We start from the raw sequence: 21,330 nt of genomic DNA on the forward strand, positions 1-21,330 counted from the left end.
CGGATGTCCGGCCCGCCCCGCCCCGGCTCATCGCCGGGCGGAGGTCACAGGACCTCGGTCGCACCACGGGCGGCCTCGCCCCACAGCGTGTGGAAGCTGCCCTGACGGTCGGTGCGCCGGTAGGTGTGGGCGCCGAAGAAGTCGCGCTGGCCCTGGGTGAGGGCGGCGGGCAGACGGTCGGCGCGCAGGGTGTCGTAGTACGACAGGGCCGCGGAGAAGGCGGGCACCGGGACGCCTCGGCGAGTGGCCGTGGAGATGACCTCGCGCCACGGGACCTGGGCGTCCTTGATCTCGGTGGCGAACCCCGCGTCCGAGAGCAGGCTGACCAGGCCCGGATCGACGGCGTACGCGGCGCGGATACGGTCGAGGAACGCGGCGCGGATGATGCAGCCGCCGCGCCAGATCTTCGCCACCTCGCCGAGGTCGATGTCCCAGCCGTACTCGGCGGCGGCGTCCAGGATCATCTTCCAGCCCTGGTCGTACGCAATCAACTTCGATGCGTACAGGGCGTGTTCGACCTGGCTGGTGAACCGCTCGGCCTCCGTTCCCGACAGGTCCCAGTGGGTGCCGCCGGGCAGGCCTTGGTAGGCGGCGCGCAGTCCGGCCTGGCTGGAGGCGGCGCGGGCGAAGGTCGCCTGCGCGATGGCGGTGACCGGGGAGCCGAGATCGAGGGCGGTCTGCACGGTCCAGCGGCCGGTGCCCTTCTGCCCGGCGGCGTCGACCACGACGTCCACGAACGGCTCACCGGTGGCGGCGTCCTTGTGCGCGAGGACCTCGGCGGTGATCTCGATCAGGTACGAGTCGAGGCGGCCCTTGTTCCAGCGCCGGAAGATCTCCGCTATCTGCGCCGGCGTGTAGCCGCCGACGCGGCGGAGCAGGTCGTAGGCCTCGCCGATCAGCTGCATGTCGGCGTACTCGATGCCGTTGTGCACCATCTTGACGAAGTGCCCGGCACCGTCCGTGCCGATGTGCGTGGCGCAGGGCTCGCCGTCCACCTTGGCGCTGATCGACTCGAACATCGGGCCGAGCGAGGCGTACGACTCCGGGGAGCCGCCGGGCATGATGCTCGGCCCGTGCAGGGCACCCTCCTCGCCGCCGGACACGCCCGCGCCGACGAAGTGGATGCCGCGCTCGCGCAGCGACTGTTCACGACGCCGGGTGTCGGTGAAGTGGGCGTTGCCGCCGTCGATGATCATGTCGCCGGTCTCCAGCAGCGGCGCGAACTCCTCGATGACGGCGTCGGTGGCCGCACCCGCCTGCACCATGATCATCAGGCGGCGGGGGCGCTCCAGCGCCGCCACGAACTCCTCGGCCGACTCGGCCGCCACGAAGGCGCCCTCATGTCCGAACTCCTCGACGAGTGCCTTGGTGCGAGCGGGGGTGCGGTTGTGGACGGCGACGGTGTAGCCGTTCCGGGCGAAGTTGCGGGCCAGATTGCGGCCCATCACCGCGAGCCCTGTGACGCCGATCTGCGCGGTCGCCTTCATGGTGTGCTCCTTGGATCCGGATCTGCCTCCCCGCGTACCTGACGGGCGAGCAGACGACTGTCGCTGTGCCGATCAGTACGCACGACAGGGGGCGGGGTGTTCACCTTCGGAGGCAGCTGGTGCGGTGCATCGGGCGCTCGGATCTCCGGACGGCACCCGGACCCGACCGCTCCGTCCTCCGGACGGCACCCGGACCCGACCGCTCCGGTCCTCCGGGTGGCACCCGGACCGACCGCTCCGGTCCTCTGGACGGCGCCTGGACTTGGCCGCTCCGGGCCGTCGGGACGGCGCCCGGACTCAGAGGTTCCGGCGCAGTCGCCAGCCGTGGTCCACCGGTCCGATACCGGCGCCGAGCGCGAACCCGGCCTCGATGGCGGCGGTCACGTACTCCTTGGCCCGCCGAACGGCATCCGGCACCGACAGGCCCTCGGCCAGGCCCACCGCGACGGCCGAGGCGAGCGTGCACCCGGTGCCGTGCGTGTGCCGGTTGTCGTGGCGCGGGGCGCGCAGCCAGTGCTCCGCCGTTCCGTCGGTGAGCAGATCGACGGCCTGCCCCGGCAGATGGCCGCCCTTCACCAGCACCCAACGCGGACCGAAGGCGAGCAACCGGTCGGCGGCCCTGCGCATGCCCTCCTCGTCCTTCACCTTCAGCCCGGTGAGTTGGGCGACCTCGTCGAGATTCGGGGTGGCCACCGTCGCCCGCGGCAGCAACCGGGTCCGTACGGCGTCCAGCGCGTCGTCGGCGAGAAGCCGGTCCCCGTGCTTGGAGACGCTCACCGGGTCCACCACGACCGGGGCGGCCACGTCGGACAGCAGTGCGGCGACCGTGGTGACCAGTCCGGGCGACGACAGCATCCCGGTCTTCACGGCCTGGACGCCGATGTCGTCGACGACACTGCGGTACTGGGCGCGCACCGCCTCCTCGGACAGTTCCCAAGCACCCTGCACACCAACGGAGTTCTGCGCCGTCACCGCGGTGAGCACGCTCATCCCATGGGCGCCCAGCGCCAGCATCGTCTTCAGGTCGGCCTGGATTCCGGCGCCTCCGCCGGAGTCGGAACCGGCGATGGTCAGAACGCGGGGCGGCGTGGTCATACGAGGTGTTCCTCTCGGATACGGCTTGCGGCGCGAGTCCCTCCCGGCCAGCGGAGCGACGAACGGGCGCGTCGGGCGGGCGTGTTGGACGGGCCCCTCGGACGGTTTCCTCGGACGGGCCCGTCGGACGGTGCCTAGGCGCGGCGGCGCAGCCGCAGCGGGGCGTAGAGGGCGAGGGCGACGAGGAAGGCCACGTAGTAGGAGAGGTCGGCGCCGTGCAGCGCGTGGGCCACCGGACCGACGTACAGGCCCGTGTCCATGAACGGCACGGCCGCGCCGAATGCCCCGACGAAGGCGACCAGTGACGCCCGTCCGGAACGCGGGCGGGCGGTCTCGACGGCGAGATCGACCGGGGCGCCGCCGCGCTCCCGTCCGCGGGCGATCCAGTCGACGACGACGATCGCGACGAACCCGGGGATCCAATAGCCCACGAACAGCAGCACGTTCTGGAAGCGGGCCGTGGTGTCGGCGGCGTGCATCCACAGCACCAGGGGGAAGCCGAGCCCGGCGGCCAGCGCGGCGGCCACCGGACGCGGTATCCGCACGCCCAGGGTCTGCAGGGCCAGCGAACCGCTGTAGTCGTTCATCGCGTTGCTGCACACCGCCGCCAGCGCCACGGCCAGCAGCCCGAACGCGCCCGCCGTCCCGCCGCCCAGCAACTCGTCGACGCCCGCCGCCGTCTGGTCGGTCAGCACGGACGCGCCCCACAGCCCGAGGACCTGAACGGCCAGAAAGGACACCACGAGGCCGAGCAGGGTGCACCAGAACATCCGCGGGCGGGAGGTGGCGCGCGGCAGATAGCGGCTGAAGTCACTGGCGTACGGCGCCCAGGACAGCGAGAGGCTGAGCGCGATGGTGCTGGTCAGGACGAACGCGCCCGCGCGGTCGGCCCCGGCGGCGGCTCCCGTCGCGGCGGGGTGGACGCCGTCGAGCATCCGCCAGGCGATGACCGCGAAGGCGACGGCGAGCACGAACGTCATGACGATCTGGAGACGGTGGATCGCTTCGTAGCCGAGGACACCGAGGGCCCCTTGGGCAACCATCATGACCAGCACGCCGAGCCAGAACGGCCAGCCGCACAGCCGCGCCAGCGCGTCCCCGCCGAACAGGCCGATCAACGCGTCCCAGGCGACCGAGGACAGCCACTGGAGCATCCCGGGCAGCACCACTGCCCGGCCGAACGCGAGCCGCGCGAGGGGGAGTTGGCCGGTGCCGGTGAGGCCGCCCCAGGTGCTGAGGTAGGCGGTGGGCAGCGCGCCGAGCACGGTACCGAGGACGACCGCCGCGAGGGCGGTGCCGAAGTCCAGGCCGAGCGCGATGCCGATGGTGCCGGTGAACACGCCCGTCATCGTGAGGTTCGGGGCGAACCACACGGTGAACAGCCGCCCGGCCCCGCCGTACCGGTTGTTCTCGGGAACCGGCTCGATGCCGTGCCCCTCCACCCGCAGGTCGCCGGGTGCGGCAGGCATACGTCCGTCGAAGACGGCGGGCCGGCTGTCGACGGGCGGCCCGTCGAAAACATGCGCCAATGGCATGGAAGACATCCCTCCGCCAGTACGAACTGGTTCAGGTTCGACGGGTGTGATCTCAGCCCCTGGAGGGGCACCCCGTGTCCGGTACGACGGACACAGTAACCCCATCCCCTCGCTCCTGTGTACGGCGGAGGTGCCGGCCCCGGGACACCGGTCCCCGCGGGGGCGGCACCCCCACGGCCCTTCGCGCCACCCACCTGGAGCAGTACGCGACCGAACACCTCCGATTCATTCGGGTGGCTCGGCCGGGCTTCCCCGCAGCGCGGTGCGTGCCGCCCCTCGGTACTGTCGGAAGTGATCGCCGCTCGCTCTCCGCTCCCGGGTTCCCGGACCCGGTGGCCGGGCGGAAGGAGGCAGGGTGCCGTGACCGTGATCTCCCTGAAGTCCGCGCAGGTGCGGGAAGGGCTCACCCTCCCGTACGCCGAAGCCGGTTACCCCAGTGGCACACCGGTCGTCTTCGTGCACGGTCTGGCCGACTCCTGGTGGTCCTTCGAGCCCGTCCTGAGGCGCCTTCCGGCGTCCCTGCACGGCTACGCCCCCACGCAGCGCGGACACGGCGATGCGGACCGGCCTCCCGAGGGCTACACTCCCGACGATTTCGCCGCCGACCTGGTGGCCTTCCTCGACGCGGCCGACATCCCCCGCGCGATTCTGGTCGGGGCGTCCAGCGGCGGCGTACCGGCCCGGATCGTCGCCGGCAGCCACCCCGACCGCATCGCCGGTCTGGTTCTGCTCGGTGTCCCCGGGACCCTCGCGGACAAGCCGGTGGCGGCCGCGGTGCGCGAGGCGGTGGAAGGCCTCGCCGATCCCGTGCCCCGCGCGTTCGTCGAGGACTTCATGGCCGGCACCGCGGCCCGCCCGATCGCCCGGGGATTCATCGAGACCATGGTCGAGGAGAGCCTCAAACTCCCCGCGTACGTCTGGCAGGAGACTCTGGGCGGTCTCCTCGACGCCGATCTGGGCGCGACCCTCGCGGGCATCCTGGTGCCCACCCTCGTCATCTGGGGCGACCAGGACGAGTATCTGCCCCGCGAAGACCAGCAGACCATCCTGAACGCCGTGCACGGCGCCGACTTCCTCGCCTACGAGGGCACCGGCCATGTCGTCCACTGGGAACAGCCCGAACGCGTGGTCGCCGACATCGCCGCCTTCGCCGCGCGGATCGCGCACCCCGGCACTCCCTCCGACACCACCTGACATCGCCCGACGGTACGGCCCGGCATCGTCCCACGGGCACTGCCTGACGTCGCAGGGAGGGTGAACGGCGGTGTGCTGCGCCCGTGTTGGGCGTGAGCGCCGCCGCCGTCTTCCGCACCCGGTCTCCGCACCCGGTCTCCGCACCCGGTCTCCGCACCCGTTCGCCGCGCCGCATGCCCCGGACGGGGCTGCCCGCAGAGTCCTTGGCGCGCCGCGAGACCGACTGTTGACGCGATCCGTACGGTCGGCGCTCACCCTCACATGGCATGCTCATGCTCCCCACAGGAAGGGATCACGTGTCATGAGACCGAGCCCACGCTCCCTGCTCGCCGCCACCGCCGTACTGAGCACCGTCCTCGCCGTCCCGGCGCCCGCCGATGCCGTCGGTGCGGCAGAGGTTCCGGCCGCGGGCGCCTATTTCGTCCAGAGCGCGACCACGGGACTGAACGCCGCCGACAGCGCCGGCGCGGTCGTCCAGCACAACCCCAAGGGCAACGAGGACCACCAGCAGTGGACCCTGCGCGCGCTTGGTTCCTCGACCGTTCTCGAAAGCGCGGACAGCAAGGGCAGTTGTCTGGGTCGCGTGGGCGACCAGGCCCGGACCGTGGCCTGTTCGAGCGCCGACGCCGCGTGGGAGGTGGCCGCGAGCGGCGCCGACCAGTACACGCTCAAGGCTCCGGGAACGGACCGCTACTTGACGGTCGGCGCCAAGACCTCAGGCGCCAACTACCCCGCCCAGCTGGCGGTCGGCGCGCGGGGCGGCCTCGCCACCTGGTATCTGACCCCGGTCGCGCCCGAGACCCGGCCCATGCCGTCCCAGGATCAACGCACCCTGGACCAGGTCACGTTCCTCACGGCCCACAACGCCTACGCCAACGGAGTGGACGGTGGATTCGCGCCGCCCTTCGTCAATCTGGTACCCAATCAGAAGCGCGGCATCAACCAGCAACTCGCCGACGGGGTACGCGGGTTCATGCTCGACCTGCACCAGACGCCGGACGGCGCGATCCTCTGCCACAACAGCTGCACCCTCGTCAGCAGGCCGGTCGCGCTGTGGGTCGACCTGCAGCGCGTGGTCGACTTCCTCAAGCAGCACCCCGACCAGTTCGTCACCGTGTTCCTGGAGGACTACGTCGATCCCGGCGTCCTGCGCGCCGAACTCGCCCGCGTGAACGGCCTGTCCGACGTTCTCTACCGCCCCGACCTGACCGGCGTGCGCGAGAACGGCTGGCCGAAGCTCGCCGAACTGACCGCCGCCGGCCGGCGCCTGCTGATCTTCACCGACCACAGCCGTTCCTCCGACGAGTCCGCCGGACTCACCCGGGACAGCTTCGGCGTCATGTACCAGCGCGAGTGGACCGTCGAGAACTACTGGTCCATGGGCTCCGGCATCGGCTCCTCCGACTGGTCCTGCTACAGCCGCTGGTACGACGCGGGCACGAACGTCCCGCTCACCCGCACCGAGCCGGGCTTCCGCCCCCTCTTCGTGATGAACCACTTCCGCGACGCCGCCCTCTCCGGAACCGCAGCCACGGACAACACCAAACTCGTCGACCGCGCCCGCCGCTTCTGCCAGCCGGCCGCCCGCAAGAAGCCCAACTTCCTCGCCGTGGACCGCTACGACCTGGGCGATCCCGCTTCCGCGGTGAATACGCTGAACACCTACACCTATCCGTAGCCCAGCTGAGACCGCACGTCATGCGGCGGGCGCACCTGCGGGGGAGTGGTCCACGCGGGGCCCGCCCGGCAAGGCCGGTGGGGTCGGGGCTGTCTGGGACCGGTTCGGCTCCCAGACAGTCCGTTCCACGGCGGCCGCGGCCGACCGGCCCGGAACGGTGAACGGTGCCTTCGACAAGACCAGGTCCTCCACGGATACCGGAAGCGGGGCGATCTGCGCGAGAGCTGGAAGGGAAGGGTGTGGGCAGGCCTGCGCAAGACGTGCGGTCTCCGAAGTCCCGTATCCCGGCGGGCGGGGTACGGTGGGGGAACCGAGGGCACGTCGTACGCCGGTGATCGGGCCGGTCTCGTCCCCGGCGCAGGACGACGCCGGGTGGCTCATGGCCCGGGGCAGGTTCCGCCCTATGACGGCCGAAGGCGTTCGCCCCGAGCGCGGCCGTGCGGCGGCCGAAGTCCCCTTGCCGGTCCGGCCGGGGTATGCGGGCCGACGACGCAGGGACCGAACCGGCGTCCACTCCGAGGCCGAGCGTGGTCCCGCCCGCGCATTCCGCCCGTGCCTTGTCCATGACGAGCGGAGTGACCACAGGAGCGGAGCCGTCGACTGAGGGCCCGCGCACTCACACACGACGGCAGCCCGAGTCCCCGGCCACGCGGTTCGCACCCCGGCCACCGAGTTCAACGGGCTCTGCCCGTCGCCCGGCTCGACCGAGCCGCCCCGCTCACCGCCGGGTCACGGCGCGCGAGTCATCGGCACGCCGAAGGCGTGCCCCCAGACAGGAGCTTCCATGGCCGCCGTCCTCGAACCCCTGCCCTCCCTGCCCCTCGCCCGCGTGCGGCTGGCGCCGCACAGCGCCCTGCCGCGGCGCATCGACGGGGCATGGTGGCCCCGCTCGCGCGATCTCCTCGTCGAACTCCCGCTTCTGATCGGCATGTTGCCACGTAGGTGGGGACACATCACCGCCGTGGACGTCAACACGGAGATGTGGCCGATGTCGCCCGGACGCATGCTCGTCGCCAACCACGTCGTTCGGCTGCGCAGGTCGGCCGGGTCCCGTGGCCGGCACACCATCTCCCTGCTCAGCAACGGCCGGGACCGTAGGGACCTGCTGGTCGTGCCGCCGGAACTCGACGCGGCGGACGCCGAGCCGCTGATGGCGGCCGCTGCGGTCGGCGCTCGCTGACGGGACCCGGTTGCGGCAGCCCGCACCACACGGTCGGCTCGTCCGTACGGGGAACCGGGGCGGGAGTATCTCCGCCTGCGGGACGGCGTGGGTGGCACGATCCGTGCACGGCCCCGGGGGGGGCGACGCCTCGCTCGCCCGGGGCCGTGCGGGATCACTCCGGCGGTCTCCGGATCCACACCTCTTGAGCGGCCCCTGCCCGGCCGGGACCGGCATCGGATCCGGAAGGGGCGTGGGAGCCGAGTTCGCCGAGCTTCGTCCAGCCCCAGGCGCGCAAGGTCCCTGCCGCCGCGTTCTCGTGGTCGTAGCCGGACCTGTCCACGGCCGCGACGACCAGATCGGTGTCGAGGCGTGCCAGCAGCCACTCACCCAGGCGTGTCGCGACGCCGACGCGGCGGTGGGCGGGCAGCACCATCAACTCGGCCAGCAGAAACGTACGGCTGGAGGCGGTGAGTTCCTCGATGTCGGTGGGAAGCTCTCCTCGAAAGCCTGACCACCAGTCGCCGGTTCGAGGGATCCGGTACCCGTAGGCGCAGCCGACCAGGCCACCCATGTCGGCGACCACCATGTCGAAGGCCGGGCGCTGCACATGCTGCTCGAAGCGGCTCAGAAAGCCCTGGCGGTCGCGGTATTCGGCGCCGGAGGCTCCGTGGTAGGCCGCGACGTGGACGTCCGCGACGGCGTCCCGCTGCTGTTCGGCCTGCCATCGGGACAGCCTGCGCAAGTACACCTCTGACATCTGAGCCTCTCCCCCCGGGGGCCGCGGGATGTTCATCCCCGGACTCGGCATCGTGGCAGCAGGAGTCGACGGGGTAAACCAGGCGTCATACCCGAGAGTTGCCGAAGGCGACGGCGGTGGCCATGGCGCTCACCTCGCCGTGGTCAGGCGGCTTCGCCGGGCAGTGGTCGGCCGGTAGGGGGAGGCGTCATCCCCGTCCCCCCAGGATTCCGCGGCATCCTGCGGCCGGTCAGCCGGGGAACCGCCGTGAAGGGCGTGTTCCGCAGCCATGAGCGCGCTCGCGGTCGTCGGAGGGCCGGAGCCGTCGCTCGCGGCGGCCATCAGGCGGCCGGCGGCCTGGGTGCTGGTCTCCGGGGGGATCACCAGCAGGTTCCAGCTGCCCGTCGTGTGGGAAAGCAGCAGGATCTTGTGGGGGTCCAGCTCCGTTGTGAACCATCCGACCTTCACCATGCGACCGTTGACGGGCACACTGTCCGGGATGGTCGGCCAGTACGTCGGGTTGACGGCGATCCGGGTGATCCGTCCGGACAAGGGGTCCAATACGTCGGCCAGGGCGGAGAGTTCGTCAGCCAGATCCCGGGAGCGGGGCCACCAGGCTCCGTCGAGAGGTCCTCGGGGCGTGCTGACGGTCTTCAGCGCGAGACGAGCGGTCGGGGCCCTGAAGGGCACGATCCGCAGGGGGGTGTGGCTGGTGGTCGCGGACATCGCGCGTACCTGTCTTCCGGCCGCTGCTCGGGGCGGCGGCCCGGTGTCGTCACTCGCCGAGAACGACACCGGCATGGCGGCCGGTGTGCGAAGTACTCTCGATGCCTCCACGGTACTCCCGCGGAAGGTCGGACGGGCCCTGTCGGGGCACCGGTTCCGAACGCGAACCGAGCCGACCGCATGTCTGTCAGAGGGCTGCCGCCGGATTCCGCACTCGGTCGACCTCGGTCTCCGCGGGGCCGGTTGGGGAGATGCGGTGATACGGCGGTGAGCGCGGGAGGTCCGGCCGTCAGGTCGCGGGAGCGTGGCCACCGTGCGCCGTGGATCAGGGCGGGGGCCGGGCTGGGTGCCGCCGACCGGAGCCGGATCGATGGCGGTGAAGAAAAGGAGGAGGGCCGGTCGTCGACCGCGGGCTTGTCCGACGTGGTGGCGGTCGGGAGGCGGGCCCTGCCCCGGGCCGGTCATGACCGGCCCGGTGTCGTGAAGCGCCGGGGACGGCACGGGCGTCGAAGCCGGTGTACGAAGTGCCCTCGGTACCTCCAGAGTACTCCCGGCCGGGGTCCGGCGGACGGCCGTCGTGGCGTGAGCTCCAGGGCGTGCCGGACGAGGTCGCCCGTTGCTCGCCGTCGGCGCACGGGGTGACGGCCGGTGCGCCGGGACCATCGGACGCAGCCGCCGACCCCATCGGCGGTGAGAAGCGCGATGCCGATGATCAGCGGATGTCCCCGGTCCTGGCTGCCACGAGCCTCACGCAACGGCTCCGGCGCAAACACGCCGGAGCCGCCCTTCCGGGCGGTTGCACGTGAGAGTGAACCAACCCAAAACCAACCATACTGCGGCCAGCGGGGCTCGGGCATGGTCCGGGGCGACCTCCTGGCGGTTCGGTTCGCGGCTCGGAGGGAGCCGGACGGCTTCAGGGCTCGCGGGGGCCGGGATCAGCCGTGTCGGCGGCGTCCTCGCGGGTGAGGGCAGGGTCGTAGGGTGGGCCGAAGCGGAGGCTCGGCCCGCGGCTGCCCCGACCGCCGTCCCGGACCGGTCCACGTCCTATGAGTACGGCGGTCGTCGCGAGGACGATCAAGGCGGTGATCACAACGATGAGCACGGCTGACGTTCCCCAATTCTTCCTAGAGAGTTACGCGTTGACGTCGACCGGGCGGTCTCCGCAGGACGGGGCACGGGCACAGCCCGGGGCCTTCGCGGTCACCGCCTGAAGGCGCGCCTCGCCTTCTCGCCCGCCTGCCTCAGATTGCCGGAGACGCGTTCGGCCTTGCCCTTCCGTTCCAGTTTCCTGTTGCGGGTGACTCGGCCCAACACCTCGGAGATCCGGCCCTTGATCTCCTGCGTCCTGTTCTTGACGGTTCGTCCAACACTCATGGTCGGCCTCGTCGTTGAAGGTGGACCACCTGCTGCCGCGGTCGGAACGGGTCAGCGGAGAAAGCGGAATCCGTGACGTCGCCGGACCTCGGATCGCGGGAAGTCGTGGTTCCGCGGGGGCAGGGCGGATCGGCAAGGGGAATACTCGCCCGAATGGTCCGGAGCGGCATGGCCCTGCGCCGTGGCCTGTCAGTGAACGCCCGGCGCCCTCCCCTGTCAACAAGACGTCGGCACAGGGGAGTTCTCGGGGACGCCCTGGGGCTGCCGGAGTGAAGAGGGTCGCCTCGGCGAGAGTGCCGGGCTGTGGACGCAGGTCCCGCGTGCGCTCGGCCGTCCCCGGGCAGGACCAGGCCGTGTGAGATCCCAGTCCCCGGTATCGATGAGATGTCCGGGCGGGTGGACACCGTTCCCGCCGACCGCGGCTGCCAGGTGCCGAAGACACGGGCGTGGGGAGAACGCGTACGTCAGGCCCTGTTCCGCTCGTCCTGCAACTGCTCTACGCTCCCAACAGGGCAGGCGGGACTTCGTCCGTGTCGGAATCGACGGAACCGACGAGTCCCCTCCCCAGGCTCCCAGCCCCCGAGTCGCAGTCGAGGCCGGCCGGAGCCGCATCACCGGAGAACGCGGCTCCAGCTTCCGTCCTCCCGGCGTTTCCACTCGGGGTGCTCCCGCAACCCCGCCGCCGCGGAGGGCAGCGCGCGCGGACACGATGGCCGGGGGGCCTCGCGTCCTCGCGACCACGGCCGCCGCCGTGCACCAGCGGCGGCGGCCGTCCGACGCGTGAACCAGCGGGCCGAGGCATGGTGGCCTGCGTATGTCCCTTGCGCCCACGGTACTTGGGAGGTCTGCTGCGCGATGATCCGGGCCCGGTGACCCCCGTCGCTCGTGCACGCGCCGTGGTCGCCTTCGTGCGAGCCGGACACGCGAACGCATCCGGTCTCGTTCCCAGGGCCGAGCAGCCGGTCGACACCGTTCCGCGGACCGCGTGCGAAACTGCCGCGATGACCGCAGAAACGATCACCGCGGCAGCCGCGGGCACCTGGACACTCGGCGAACTCACCGTCAACCGCATCGGATTCGGTGCGATGCGGCTGACGGGCAGCGCGGCCCTCCACCACGGGACGCCGAGCGACCGCGCACGCTCGATCGCCGTGCTGCGGCGCGCGGTCGAGCTGGGCGTCGACCACATCGACACCGCCGCCTTCTACTTCTCCTCGCTGCGTTCCGCGAACGAGTTGATCAACAGCGCCCTCGCGCCGTACGCCGATGACCTCGTCGTCGCCACGAAGGTCGGGCCCTTCCGCGACTACGCGGGGGAGTGGGGTGCCGCCGCCCGGCCCGACCAACTGCGCTCCCACGTCGAGGAGAACCTGCGCCAGCTCGGCCGCGACCACCTGGACCTGGTCTACCTCCGCCGCATGGGCCAGGATTCGATCGCCGAACACTTCGGAGCGCTCGCCGACCTGCGGGACGCGGGGCTGATCCGGCACCTCGGGATCGCCGATATCGAGGCCCGGCACCTCGACGAGGCCCGTGCCATCGCTCCGGTGGTGTCCGTGCAGAACCGGTACGGTCTCGACCTCCCGTCCCCCGCGGGCGACGCCGTCGTGCGGGCCTGCGGAGAGCACGGCATCGCCTTCGTGCCGTTCTTCGCCATCGCGGGCAACGGCGGCGCGCTGGGCCCGGGGGACGTCGGCGAGGCCGAGGTGACCGCCGTCGCCGCGGCGCACGACGCGACGCCCGCCCAGATCCGCCTCGCCTGGACCCTCCGGCAGGGTCCGCAGGTGCTCGCCATCCCCGGCACCGGCAACCCGGACCACCTGGCCGAGAACATCGCGGCCGGCGCCCTGCGTCTGACGGACGCGCAGCTCGCCCGCCTCGACGCGCTGCACACCCGGGACACCGGGGACGCCGAGGACACCGGGGACGCGTGACACCAAGGGCCCCCGCCCGCCCGGGGCAGGGGCCCTTCGCGCTCAGCCCGCGGACGCGCTCAGCGGGTAGTGGTCCGAGAGATTCGTGTACGTGTAGTCGGTGCCCCAACTGGACACCGTCCAGGGCGCGCACCGCTCCTTGACGACCTCGTTCTTCCAGACCGCCGGGCGCGCGTGACCGGCCCGGTGGAGGACGTAGTCGAGATCCTCGCGGGGGTCGGTCGGGTAGCGGTCCAGGGCGATCGAGTTCTCCTGCGTGTCGAAGGAGTACGGGTGCCCGGTCCGCGCGTTCGCCCCCACCAGGTCCGCGTCCGCGAGCATCGAGGCGTACTCCGTGCTGCGCGAATCGACGTTGAGGTCACCGGCGACCAGGACCTGTTCGTCCGCCGGGATGTTCCTGGCGTCCAGGAACGCGTCGATGGCCTTGAACTGGCGGCTGCGCATCGACGCCGCCTCCCCGGTGCCACACCCGGAGTCGGTGGACTGCGCATGGGTTCCGATCACATGGACCTTGGTGCCGTTCACATTCAGCACCACATAGGCGAAGCCCTTGTTGGACCACCAGTCCGCACCGCACGCGTCCTTGTAGACGTACTGCTCCTTGCGCACGATCGGCCACTTGCTCAGCACGGTCACCCCGCCGTCCTCCGGCGTGGTCGACGAGTACGCCCCGCCCGTCGCGTCCCAGCCGCTCTTGCTCCGCCCGACGACCGGGGTCTGGTACGGGTACTCGGCCGCCGCCGCGCCCTTCAGGGCGTCCGACGCCGCATTGTCGAACGCCTCTTGCAGAACGACGACGTCCTGCCCACGGAAGAACGAGGTCTTCGGTATCTCGGCGGCCCGGTGGTCCTGTCCCCAGTTCGGGTACAGGTTCTTGCTCATGAGGAAGACGTTGTACGTCAGCACCCTCATCGAAGGCGTTGTCGCTTGGGCCGCCGAGGCAGGCGAGGCTCCGACGAGCCCCGCTGCGGTCAGCGACAGAACAAGCATGGCCGCGCCCTGCGTACGGCGCGGTGAGGAGAGCGGCACTGGGTCTCCCTGTGAGTGAGGGGGGTTGTGTGGCGCCGCACATCAAATCACCCGCGATTACTGTCAGGTAACTCCCGTGCACGGAAAGGATGTCGCAGACGAGTACGTCCGGAGCCGGACCTCGCTGCGACCTTGCGCGACAGGCAGCACGCCGACACCGACGCCGATACCGGCGGCCTCGGCGCCTGTGTCGTTCACCCCGTGGGCCGGGGTGAACGAGGTGCCCGCGCCTCCCTCGAAGCGGAGTCAGGGGGGAGGTCGGGACGGTCGTCGGGTTCGTCGTGGCGCTCTTCGGCCGCGGGGCCCGGGCGGAGACGGGGCGCCGATGCCGTGGAGTGGACGCCGGGGAGGAACCGTGCGCCGACGTACGTGAACAGGCTGAGCCAGCAGATCGCGAACAGCCAGCCGCCCAGGACGTCGGAGAACCAGTGAACGCCCAGGTAGACGCGTGAGAGGCCGACCAGCACGGCCCAGCCGACGCTGAGCAGGACGAGGGTTCTCTCGCACCGCGGGGCCCGGGCGAGCACCGCGAGGACGAGCAGTCCGCCGGTGACGGCGGAGGTGGTGGTGTGTCCGGAGGGGAAGGACCAGCCCGAGGCGTGGGTGGCCCAGTCCGCGACGGGGGGACGGGGGCGGGCGACCAGCGACATCACGGCGAACCGGACGGCCTGCGCGACGGCCAGACAGCAGACGCACGCGGTGACGGTGCGGACCCCCTGTCGCGCCGTCCGCCCGAGGACGAGGCCCGCCACCACGACCAGCGTGTACGGGACGACTCCCGTGCCGGTGTACGTCACGCCGCGTGCCAGGGCCAGCGCCACGTCCGGGCGGTGGGCGAGGGACCAGGAGGTGAGTGCCGTGTCGCCGGGCAAGGGGGCACCGTCGTGGCCGGTCACGATCAGCGTCAGCAGGACGAACGCGACCATGCTTCCCGCCGCCACCAGGCGCACCACCGCCGTCGAACCGGCGACCTGGCCGGTGTCCGCGGGCTTCACGACGGGGGTCGAGCGGTATCGGCCTCGCGTGTGGGATCGAGGCCCGGGGCTGCGGACATGGATGTGGCCCCTTTCGGTGGCGGGCGCGCACGCGTCAGGAGACCTCGCCCACGGCGACCGCGATGGCACATTCGGTCTACACAACTGTAGACGAATCGGGCTGGAGGTCACTCCCGTGCCGCGCGCGGGTCCGGGAGCGGTTCTGCGTCGCCCTGCGGTCCGTGGTCACTCCGGTGTCGCCCTGCGGTCCGTGTTCACTCCGGTGTCGTGCGCGGGCCCGAGGTCACTCCCGTGCCCTGCGGGGGCCCGGGATCGCGCCCGTGCCGCCCGGCGGAGATCGGCTTCACCCGGCGGAGAGCGTCGCCGAGCCGCTTGACGGGATGCCGTACGCTACGTGTTACGTATAACCCTGGAGAGGTCCGATGAGACGCATCGCCCTGGTCACCCTCGTCGTCGACGACTACGACGAGGCGATCCGCCACTACACCGAAGCCCTCGGTTTCCGCCTCGTCGAGGACACCCCGAGGCCCGACGGCTCCCGCTGGGTCGTCGTCGAGCCGGGCACGGACGGCGGCGGGACCGGACTGCTCCTGGCCCGGGCCAAGAACGACGCGCAGCGCGGCCGGGTCGGCGACCAGACCGGCGGACGCGTCGGCTTCTTCCTGCACACCGACGACTTCGCCCGCGACCACGCCCGGATGCGCGCCGCCGGCGTGACCTTCCTGGAGGAGCCCCGCCACGAGCCGTACGGCTCGGTCGTCGTCTTCCAGGATCTGTACGGCAACCGCTGGGATCTGCTCCAGCCCGCCGAATGACCTGCCTTCCCGCACCCTTCCGACCCGAACGACCTGCCGAGGAACTCCGCACATGACCGCGCCCCGCATCGACATCGACACGATCCGCCGCCTGCCCAAGGCGGTCCTGCACGACCACCTCGACGGCGGTCTGCGCCCGGCCACCCTGGTCGAGCTCGCGGAGTCGGTCGGCCACACCCTGCCCACCACGGACCCGCAGGCCCTGGCCGACTGGTACTACGAAGCCGCCAACTCCGGTGACCTGGTGCGCTACATAGCCACCTTCGAGCACACCCTCGCCGTGATGCAGTCCCGCGAGGGTCTGCTGCGCACGGCCGAGGAGTACGTCCTCGACCTCGCCGAGGACGGTGTCGTCTACGGCGAGGTGCGGTACGCGCCCGAGCTGATGATGAACGGCGGGCTGACCCTGCCCGAGGTCGTCGAGACCGTGCAGGAGGGCCTCGCGGCGGGCATGGCCAAGGCGGCCGCGGCGGGCACCCCGGTGCGCGTCGGCACCCTGCTGTGCGGCATGCGGATGTTCGACCGGACCCGGGAGATCGCCGACCTCGCGGTGGCGTTCCGGGACGGCGGAGTGGTCGGCTTCGACATCGCGGGCGCCGAGGACGGCTTCCCGCCCGCCGACCACCTGGCCGCCTTCGAGCACCTGCGCCGCGAGAGCGTCCCGTTCACGATCCACGCCGGTGAGGCCCACGGTCTGCCCAGCATCCATCAGGCTCTCCAGGTCTGCGGCGCCCAGCGCATCGGCCATGGCGTCCGGATCACCGAGGACATCGTGGACGGCAAGCTCGGCCGCCTCGCCGGCTGGGTGCGCGACAACCGCATCGCCCTGGAGATGTGCCCGACCTCCAACCTCCAGACCGGCGCGGCGACCTCCATCGCCGAGCACCCCATCACCGCCCTGCGCGACCTCGGCTTCCGCGTCACCCTCAACACCGACAACCGCCTGGTGTCGGGTACGACGATGACCCGGGAGATGTCGCTGCTCGTCGAGGAGGCGGGCTGGGGCGTCGAGGACCTGCGCACCGTCACGGTGAACGCGGTCAAGAGCGCGTTCATCCCCTTCGACGAGCGCAAGGCCCTCATCGAGGACGTCGTGCTTCCGGGCTACGCCCGCTGAAGTCCGCGGAGGTAGGCGGCCTGTCCGACGTGCTGGAGATCGTCGGACAGGACGCTGACCAGGCGTACGCCCAGGGTGACCGGCGGGTCCCAGCGTTCGTCCACGACGCGCTCGAAGTCCTGGGCGGCCAGTCCGCCGATGAACGCGAGGGTCCGCTCGTGAACGGCGTCGTAGTAGCCGGTCAGCAGGTCGCCCGACTCCACCCGTACCCGGGCGACCTTCGCGGACGTGTGGCCGTACCCGGTGTCGCGCCGAGGCAGGTCGAGCCCGAAGCGCTTCGCCCAGTCCTCGGTGAGCCAGACCTGCTCGGTCCCGGCGGCGTCGGCGACATGGTCGTCCTGGATACGGGTGAGATGCCAGACCAGCCAGGAGATCGAGTTGGCGGTCTCGCCGGGACGGGCGTTGAGGTCGTCCGGCGGGAGGCCGTCGACGGCGGCATGGACTTCTTCCCGGATGCGGCCGAACGCGTCGCTGAGGATGTCCTTCGCAAGCATGGATCCACCATCGCGCATCGGGCCCGTCCCTGCGTCCGGAACCCGAGCGTCGGGCCCGGCGACGTGTCCGCGACACCCGCCGCGGCGGCGATCACGTGCCCGCGGCACCTCACCCGGTGATCGCGCGCCCATGAGCCCCCGCCCTGTCGCGGGCGGCCCGTGGAGCCGGGTGGTCCCTCGCGGGTGCACGGGTATACCGCGCCGGCGCCGGGTGGCCCCGTGGACCCGGGGGTGGTGTCAGACGCCTTCCCGGGAGCTGTCGAGAAGCATCATCAGGGCCCGCGCGGCCGGGCTCGTGGCCTCCGGCGGCGGGAGCATGGCGACCGTGTCGTACGACCCTTCCGAGACGCCCTTGAAGGGGAGCGCGGTGAGGTCGCGGGCCTCCCGCTTGAGACCGAAGTGGCGTGGTACGACGGCGATTCCGAGGCCCTCGTGGACGAGCTCCAGAAGACTGTGGACGTCGTTGACCTCCAGGGTCACCGTCCGCTGGACGCCCGCCGCCGTGAACGCCGCGTCGGTGGTGCGCCGCGGACCCCAGTCGGGGTGGAAGTCGACGAAGGCCTCCCCGCCCAGCTCCTCGGGCGTCACCACGGAGGCGGTCGCGAGATGGTGCTCCGGGTGGCACAGCACGGTCATCGGTTCGCTCGTCAGCGGAACCGACCGCAGCTGCTCGGAGTCGGCCCGCGTCCGTACGGCGAAGGCCAGGTCGAGCCGGCCCGCCGCGACCTCCTCCGCCAGCGCCTCGGAGCCCGCCTGCCGCAACCGGATCTCGACGTCCGGATGACGCCGCCGGAACGCGGCGAGCAGCTTGGCGCAGTGCACGCCGGCGATGCACTGTTCGGTGCCGAGGGAGAGAGTGCCGCGCAGCACACCCTGTACGGCTGCCACGGCGTCGTGCGCCGAGCGCACCTGGGCGAGGATCCGCTCCGCCTCGACGAGCAGGGCGCGACCGGCCTCCGTGAGGGTGACCCGGCGGGTCGTACGGACGAACAGGGGTGCCTGAAGCTCCCGCTCCAGCGCGCGGATCGACGACGACAGGCCCGACTGCGACACCATCAGCCGCTCCGCCGCCCGGGTGAAGTGCCGGTCCTGGGCGACGGCGACGAAGTGCTGAAGGTGGCGGAGTTCCATGAGGCACAAGCCTAGACGCCGAGGTGCGGGCGTCGGCACCGATTGAGAAGCGGGATCGCTCAATGCCATCCGATCCTCCCGTTGGACCGCCGCCCACGGGCGCGCGAGAGTGGAGGCCTGATCCCCCGGCCTCCCAGGAGCACGCGTTGTACACCGCACACCCCGACCGCTACGCGGACATGCCCTACCGGCGCACCGGACGCAGCGGCCTGAAGCTCCCCGCGCTGTCGCTCGGCCTGTGGCACAACTTCGGCCCCGACCGGCCCGTGGACATCCAGCGCGCCATCCTGCGCCGCGCCTTCGACCTGGGCGTCACCCACTTCGACCTGGCCAACAACTACGGCCCGCCGCCCGGCGCCGCCGAGTCCGCCCTCGGCGACGCGCTGAACGCCGACTTCGCGCACCACCGCGACGAGCTGATCGTCTCCACCAAGGCCGGATACCTGATGTGGCCGGGTCCGTACGGCGAATGGGGCTCGCGCAAGTACCTGCTGTCCTCGCTCGACCAGAGCCTGGGCCGTCTGGGCCTCGACTACGTCGACATCTTCTACTCGCACCGCCCCGACCCGGAGACTCCCCTGGAGGAGACGATGGGCGCCCTGCACTCGGCGGTCCAGCAGGGCAAGGCGCTGTACGTCGGCGTCTCCAACTACTCGGCGGAGCAGACCCGGGACGCCGCCCGCATCCTGGCCGAGCTGGGCACCCCGCTGCTCATTCACCAGCCGCGCTACTCGATGCTCGACCGCCGCCCGGAGGACGAGGGCCTGCTGGACACGCTCGACGAGCTCCAGGTGGGTTCCATCGCGTACTCGCCGCTGGAGCAGGGCCTGCTCACCGGCCGCTACCTCGATGGCATCCCGGAGGACTCGCGGGCCGCGAGCGACAGCCCGTTCCTGAGCGCGGACACGGTCACCGAGGACCTCGTGGGCCGCCTGCGGACTCTCGACGAGATCGCCAAGTCCCGTGGCCAGTCGCTGGCCCAGCTGGCGCTCGCCTGGGTGCTGCGCGGCGGCCGGGTCACCTCCGCCCTGATCGGTGCGAGCAGCCCGCGGCAGCTGGAGGACAGCGTCGCGGCCATCGGCAACCTGGACTTCACCGCGGACGAGCTCGCCCGGATCGACGCGGTGGTCAAGGCGTAGGCCTACGGCGGCCGGCCGCCAGGCCTCCGTCCCGGCCCTGCGGAGGCGGTCGCCCGCCTCTGTGGGGCCGGGCGGCCGTCCGCCTCCGGGCCCCGCGAGCGCCGCGGCCCTCCGTGCGGCCACGGGTGTCGTCACCGGTCCGGACACCGCCGTGCACGCCGCTACGCGGTGAGCCGCTCCTCCAGGCGTACGGTCACCGTGTCGCCCTCCTCCTTCCCGATGGCCTTGCGCAGGTCGGCCTTGACCGGCAGCTTGTGGGTGCCGTCGCCGAGTGCCATGAACGAACTGCGGAAGGGCTGGCCGTCGATCGTGCCGCTGACCTTGACCAGTCCCCGGGTCCCGAAGAACGCGACGGACTCCGGCCAGACCACATAGGTCCAGCCCCCGTTCTCGGGGCTCTTCCGCAGTACCGCCGTGAATTCCGCGTCGACCTTGCTCGCCGTGCTCATGAGGTCCTCCCGGTCCGGTGGCCGTCCTCTTCAAGAGACCACCGGGAGCGGAAAAACTCATCGCGAGAGGCCGGGCGCGGTGCGAATCAGGCCGGAACGCGGTCCAGGAACCCGTGCACGCTCCGGATCCGGCCCTCGGCGTCCAGGACGATCACGTCGAATCCGGCGACGGGCGCCGAGCCGTCCGCCTCGGCGACCAGCTCCCAGCCGAAGCGGGCCGTGTCGTGGTGCCCGTCGACAGGGCCCAGCAGGCGGAAGGCGAAGCCGGGGAACTGCTCGTGCGCCGCCGTGATCACGGCCGCGATCTGCTCGTGCCCGCGGACATCGGCGAGCGGGTCGGTGTACCGGCCGTCCGGGGCCCAGGCGGTGGCCACCGCTTTCGCCAGTGTGTCCCGCCCGCCCGCGTTCCAGGCCTCGAAGTAGCGGGTGACGGCGGTCTCGTAGCGGTCGGTGTTCGCGGACATGGTGAACCAGCCTCCATCGAGGGACGTATCCATGGTCGGGGTCCGCATCCCCGAGCCGTCGTGCCGCTCCGGGATGCGATACGACCACCCTGCCGGGCACCGCGCGGAGCGTCGATTACCCCGCGGGTAATGCCCCGGACCCGGGCCCCCGGGGCCCGGCACGCCGTCGTGCCGTTTCGGCCAAAGCCTGCGGTGAATATGCCAAGAGACTGGCTGGAATCACATGGTGACAGTGTGTCAGTAGTGGCGATACTCAATCACTAGGGCAATTCAGCCACGCCCGGGCACCAGCACGGTGCACTGCACATGAGCCGCAGGGAAAGTGAGGCCGGACCGGCGACGAGCGACGCCACTGGGGGAAGATCGTGCACGACGAATTCCTGTGCCATGTCACCGCGTACGGCATCTGCGGCGGTCAGCGAGTCGGCGTACCCCTGGGCACCTATCGCGCGCCGACCCTCGCTCTGGCCCTGTGGTGGATGCGGGACCGGGCGATCTGGATGGCCGAACGGCTCGATCCGCAGCCCGAGGATCCCGCCTTTCCGCCCAACTCCATCGCGCCGGTGGGAGAGAGCGTCCCCGACGTGCCGACGATGTTGCGCGCCTGGTGCGGTGACTCGGAGCAACAAGAGCTGGTGGCCGACGAATTGGCCGCGGGAAGACTCGTCCGCGTCTCCACCAACGACGACACCACCGAATACGAACTGCTCGCGGAATCGGTGGACGCGGTGCGCATGCACCGCACCGCCGCGGTACTGGGCATCTCCGCCGCCTGA

The 21,330-nt window shown here is 71.5% G+C and carries 20 protein-coding genes and 1 riboswitch; of the genes, 8 read left to right on the forward strand and 12 right to left on the reverse strand.

The window, feature by feature from the left end; all coding sequences use genetic code 11:
* Positions 1–44 precede the first annotated feature (44 nt).
* The 3 genes from gndA to ACFWBT_RS06790 all read right to left on the reverse strand — a co-directional run bounded on the left by gndA (position 45) and on the right by ACFWBT_RS06790 (position 4,117).
* A complete protein-coding gene (gene gndA / locus ACFWBT_RS06780; RefSeq protein WP_385696794.1) occupies positions 45–1,487 on the reverse strand; it encodes an NADP-dependent phosphogluconate dehydrogenase in 1,443 nt (480 codons plus the stop codon).
* A gap of 297 nt (positions 1,488–1,784) precedes the next feature.
* The gene (gene thiD, locus ACFWBT_RS06785; protein WP_385696796.1) at positions 1,785–2,582 is read right to left on the reverse strand and encodes a bifunctional hydroxymethylpyrimidine kinase/phosphomethylpyrimidine kinase; all 798 of its coding nucleotides are present in this window, start codon (positions 2,580–2,582) and stop codon (positions 1,785–1,787) included.
* A 134-nt stretch (positions 2,583–2,716) separates the two neighbouring features.
* Complete coding sequence (locus tag ACFWBT_RS06790) at positions 2,717–4,117, reverse strand: purine-cytosine permease family protein (protein WP_385696799.1); 1,401 nt, start codon at positions 4,115–4,117, stop codon at positions 2,717–2,719.
* Positions 4,109–4,202: riboswitch (TPP riboswitch) on the reverse strand. Its footprint overlaps the gene before it by 9 nt.
* 275 nt (positions 4,203–4,477) lie before the next feature.
* Here ACFWBT_RS06790 and ACFWBT_RS06795 point away from each other — a divergent pair.
* The 3 genes from ACFWBT_RS06795 (at position 4,478) to ACFWBT_RS06805 (ending at position 8,169) form a co-directional block, all read left to right on the forward strand.
* The gene (locus tag ACFWBT_RS06795; RefSeq protein ID WP_385696802.1) at positions 4,478–5,311 is read left to right on the forward strand and encodes an alpha/beta fold hydrolase; all 834 of its coding nucleotides are present in this window, start codon (positions 4,478–4,480) and stop codon (positions 5,309–5,311) included.
* Between the two features lie 301 nt (positions 5,312–5,612).
* Positions 5,613–6,989, forward strand: a complete 1,377-nt coding sequence (locus ACFWBT_RS06800; RefSeq protein ID WP_385696805.1) for a phospholipase — start codon at positions 5,613–5,615, stop codon at positions 6,987–6,989.
* Between the two features lie 784 nt (positions 6,990–7,773).
* Positions 7,774–8,169: a DUF5994 family protein gene (locus ACFWBT_RS06805; RefSeq protein WP_385696808.1), complete on the forward strand. Its 396-nt coding sequence runs from the start codon at positions 7,774–7,776 to the stop codon at positions 8,167–8,169.
* A gap of 154 nt (positions 8,170–8,323) precedes the next feature.
* On the opposite strand, the gene ACFWBT_RS06810 is transcribed toward ACFWBT_RS06805, so the two are convergent.
* The 3 genes from ACFWBT_RS06810 to ACFWBT_RS06820 form a co-directional block, all read right to left on the reverse strand.
* Entirely contained in the window at positions 8,324–8,908 is a 585-nt protein-coding gene (locus tag ACFWBT_RS06810; RefSeq protein ID WP_385696811.1) for a hypothetical protein, read from the reverse strand.
* A 129-nt stretch (positions 8,909–9,037) separates the two neighbouring features.
* On the reverse strand, positions 9,038–9,613 hold the full coding sequence (locus tag ACFWBT_RS06815; protein WP_385696813.1) for a DUF5994 family protein: 576 nt from the start codon (positions 9,611–9,613) through the stop codon (positions 9,038–9,040).
* A 1,200-nt stretch (positions 9,614–10,813) separates the two neighbouring features.
* Complete coding sequence (locus ACFWBT_RS06820) at positions 10,814–10,987, reverse strand: CsbD family protein (RefSeq protein ID WP_385696816.1); 174 nt, start codon at positions 10,985–10,987, stop codon at positions 10,814–10,816.
* A 1,001-nt stretch (positions 10,988–11,988) separates the two neighbouring features.
* On the opposite strand from ACFWBT_RS06820, the gene ACFWBT_RS06825 reads away from it, so the two are divergent.
* Positions 11,989–12,921: an aldo/keto reductase gene (locus ACFWBT_RS06825; RefSeq protein ID WP_385696819.1), complete on the forward strand. Its 933-nt coding sequence runs from the start codon at positions 11,989–11,991 to the stop codon at positions 12,919–12,921.
* Positions 12,922–12,963: 42 nt separating this feature from the next.
* Here the strand turns inward: ACFWBT_RS06825 and sph are convergent, their stop codons facing one another.
* Together sph and ACFWBT_RS06835 are read right to left on the reverse strand one after the other, a co-directional pair.
* On the reverse strand, positions 12,964–13,950 hold the full coding sequence (sph, locus tag ACFWBT_RS06830; RefSeq protein ID WP_385696821.1) for a sphingomyelin phosphodiesterase: 987 nt from the start codon (positions 13,948–13,950) through the stop codon (positions 12,964–12,966).
* A 194-nt stretch (positions 13,951–14,144) separates the two neighbouring features.
* Positions 14,145–14,945 (reverse strand): phosphatase PAP2 family protein, encoded by an 801-nt coding sequence (locus ACFWBT_RS06835; RefSeq protein WP_385696824.1) that lies wholly within the window; start codon positions 14,943–14,945, stop codon positions 14,145–14,147.
* A 422-nt stretch (positions 14,946–15,367) separates the two neighbouring features.
* Here ACFWBT_RS06835 and ACFWBT_RS06840 point away from each other — a divergent pair, with 422 nt between their 5' ends.
* The gene (locus ACFWBT_RS06840) at positions 15,368–15,760 is read left to right on the forward strand and encodes a VOC family protein (RefSeq protein ID WP_266755195.1); all 393 of its coding nucleotides are present in this window, start codon (positions 15,368–15,370) and stop codon (positions 15,758–15,760) included.
* A gap of 52 nt (positions 15,761–15,812) precedes the next feature.
* Positions 15,813–16,877, forward strand: a complete 1,065-nt coding sequence (locus tag ACFWBT_RS06845; protein ID WP_385696827.1) for an adenosine deaminase — start codon at positions 15,813–15,815, stop codon at positions 16,875–16,877.
* Here the strand turns inward: ACFWBT_RS06845 and ACFWBT_RS06850 are convergent.
* Together ACFWBT_RS06850 and ACFWBT_RS06855 are read right to left on the reverse strand one after the other, a co-directional pair.
* Positions 16,865–17,371, reverse strand: coding sequence for a DUF664 domain-containing protein (locus ACFWBT_RS06850; RefSeq protein ID WP_385696830.1), 507 nt, complete (start codon positions 17,369–17,371; stop codon positions 16,865–16,867). The genes ACFWBT_RS06845 and ACFWBT_RS06850 overlap by 13 nt on opposite strands.
* A 237-nt stretch (positions 17,372–17,608) precedes the next feature.
* On the reverse strand, positions 17,609–18,502 hold the full coding sequence (locus ACFWBT_RS06855) for a LysR family transcriptional regulator (protein WP_385696831.1): 894 nt from the start codon (positions 18,500–18,502) through the stop codon (positions 17,609–17,611).
* A gap of 146 nt (positions 18,503–18,648) precedes the next feature.
* On the opposite strand from ACFWBT_RS06855, the gene mgrA reads away from it, so the two are divergent.
* Positions 18,649–19,641 carry an L-glyceraldehyde 3-phosphate reductase gene (mgrA, locus tag ACFWBT_RS06860; protein WP_385696833.1) on the forward strand — a complete coding sequence of 331 codons (993 nt, stop codon included), beginning with the start codon at positions 18,649–18,651 and terminating at the stop codon, positions 19,639–19,641.
* A gap of 161 nt (positions 19,642–19,802) precedes the next feature.
* Here mgrA and ACFWBT_RS06865 read toward each other — a convergent pair whose 3' ends face one another.
* A complete protein-coding gene (locus tag ACFWBT_RS06865) occupies positions 19,803–20,090 on the reverse strand; it encodes a DUF1905 domain-containing protein (RefSeq protein WP_385696836.1) in 288 nt (95 codons plus the stop codon).
* A gap of 86 nt (positions 20,091–20,176) precedes the next feature.
* Positions 20,177–20,554 carry a nuclear transport factor 2 family protein gene (locus ACFWBT_RS06870; RefSeq protein WP_385696838.1) on the reverse strand — a complete coding sequence of 126 codons (378 nt, stop codon included), beginning with the start codon at positions 20,552–20,554 and terminating at the stop codon, positions 20,177–20,179.
* 365 nt (positions 20,555–20,919) lie between these two features.
* Between ACFWBT_RS06870 and ACFWBT_RS06875 the strand changes: the two genes are divergently transcribed.
* Complete coding sequence (locus ACFWBT_RS06875; RefSeq protein ID WP_385696841.1) at positions 20,920–21,330, forward strand: hypothetical protein; 411 nt, start codon at positions 20,920–20,922, stop codon at positions 21,328–21,330.

Origin of the sequence: Streptomyces sp. NPDC060027, from assembly GCF_042737005.1 — a bacterium.
Taxonomy (GTDB): domain Bacteria; phylum Actinomycetota; class Actinomycetes; order Streptomycetales; family Streptomycetaceae; genus Streptomyces.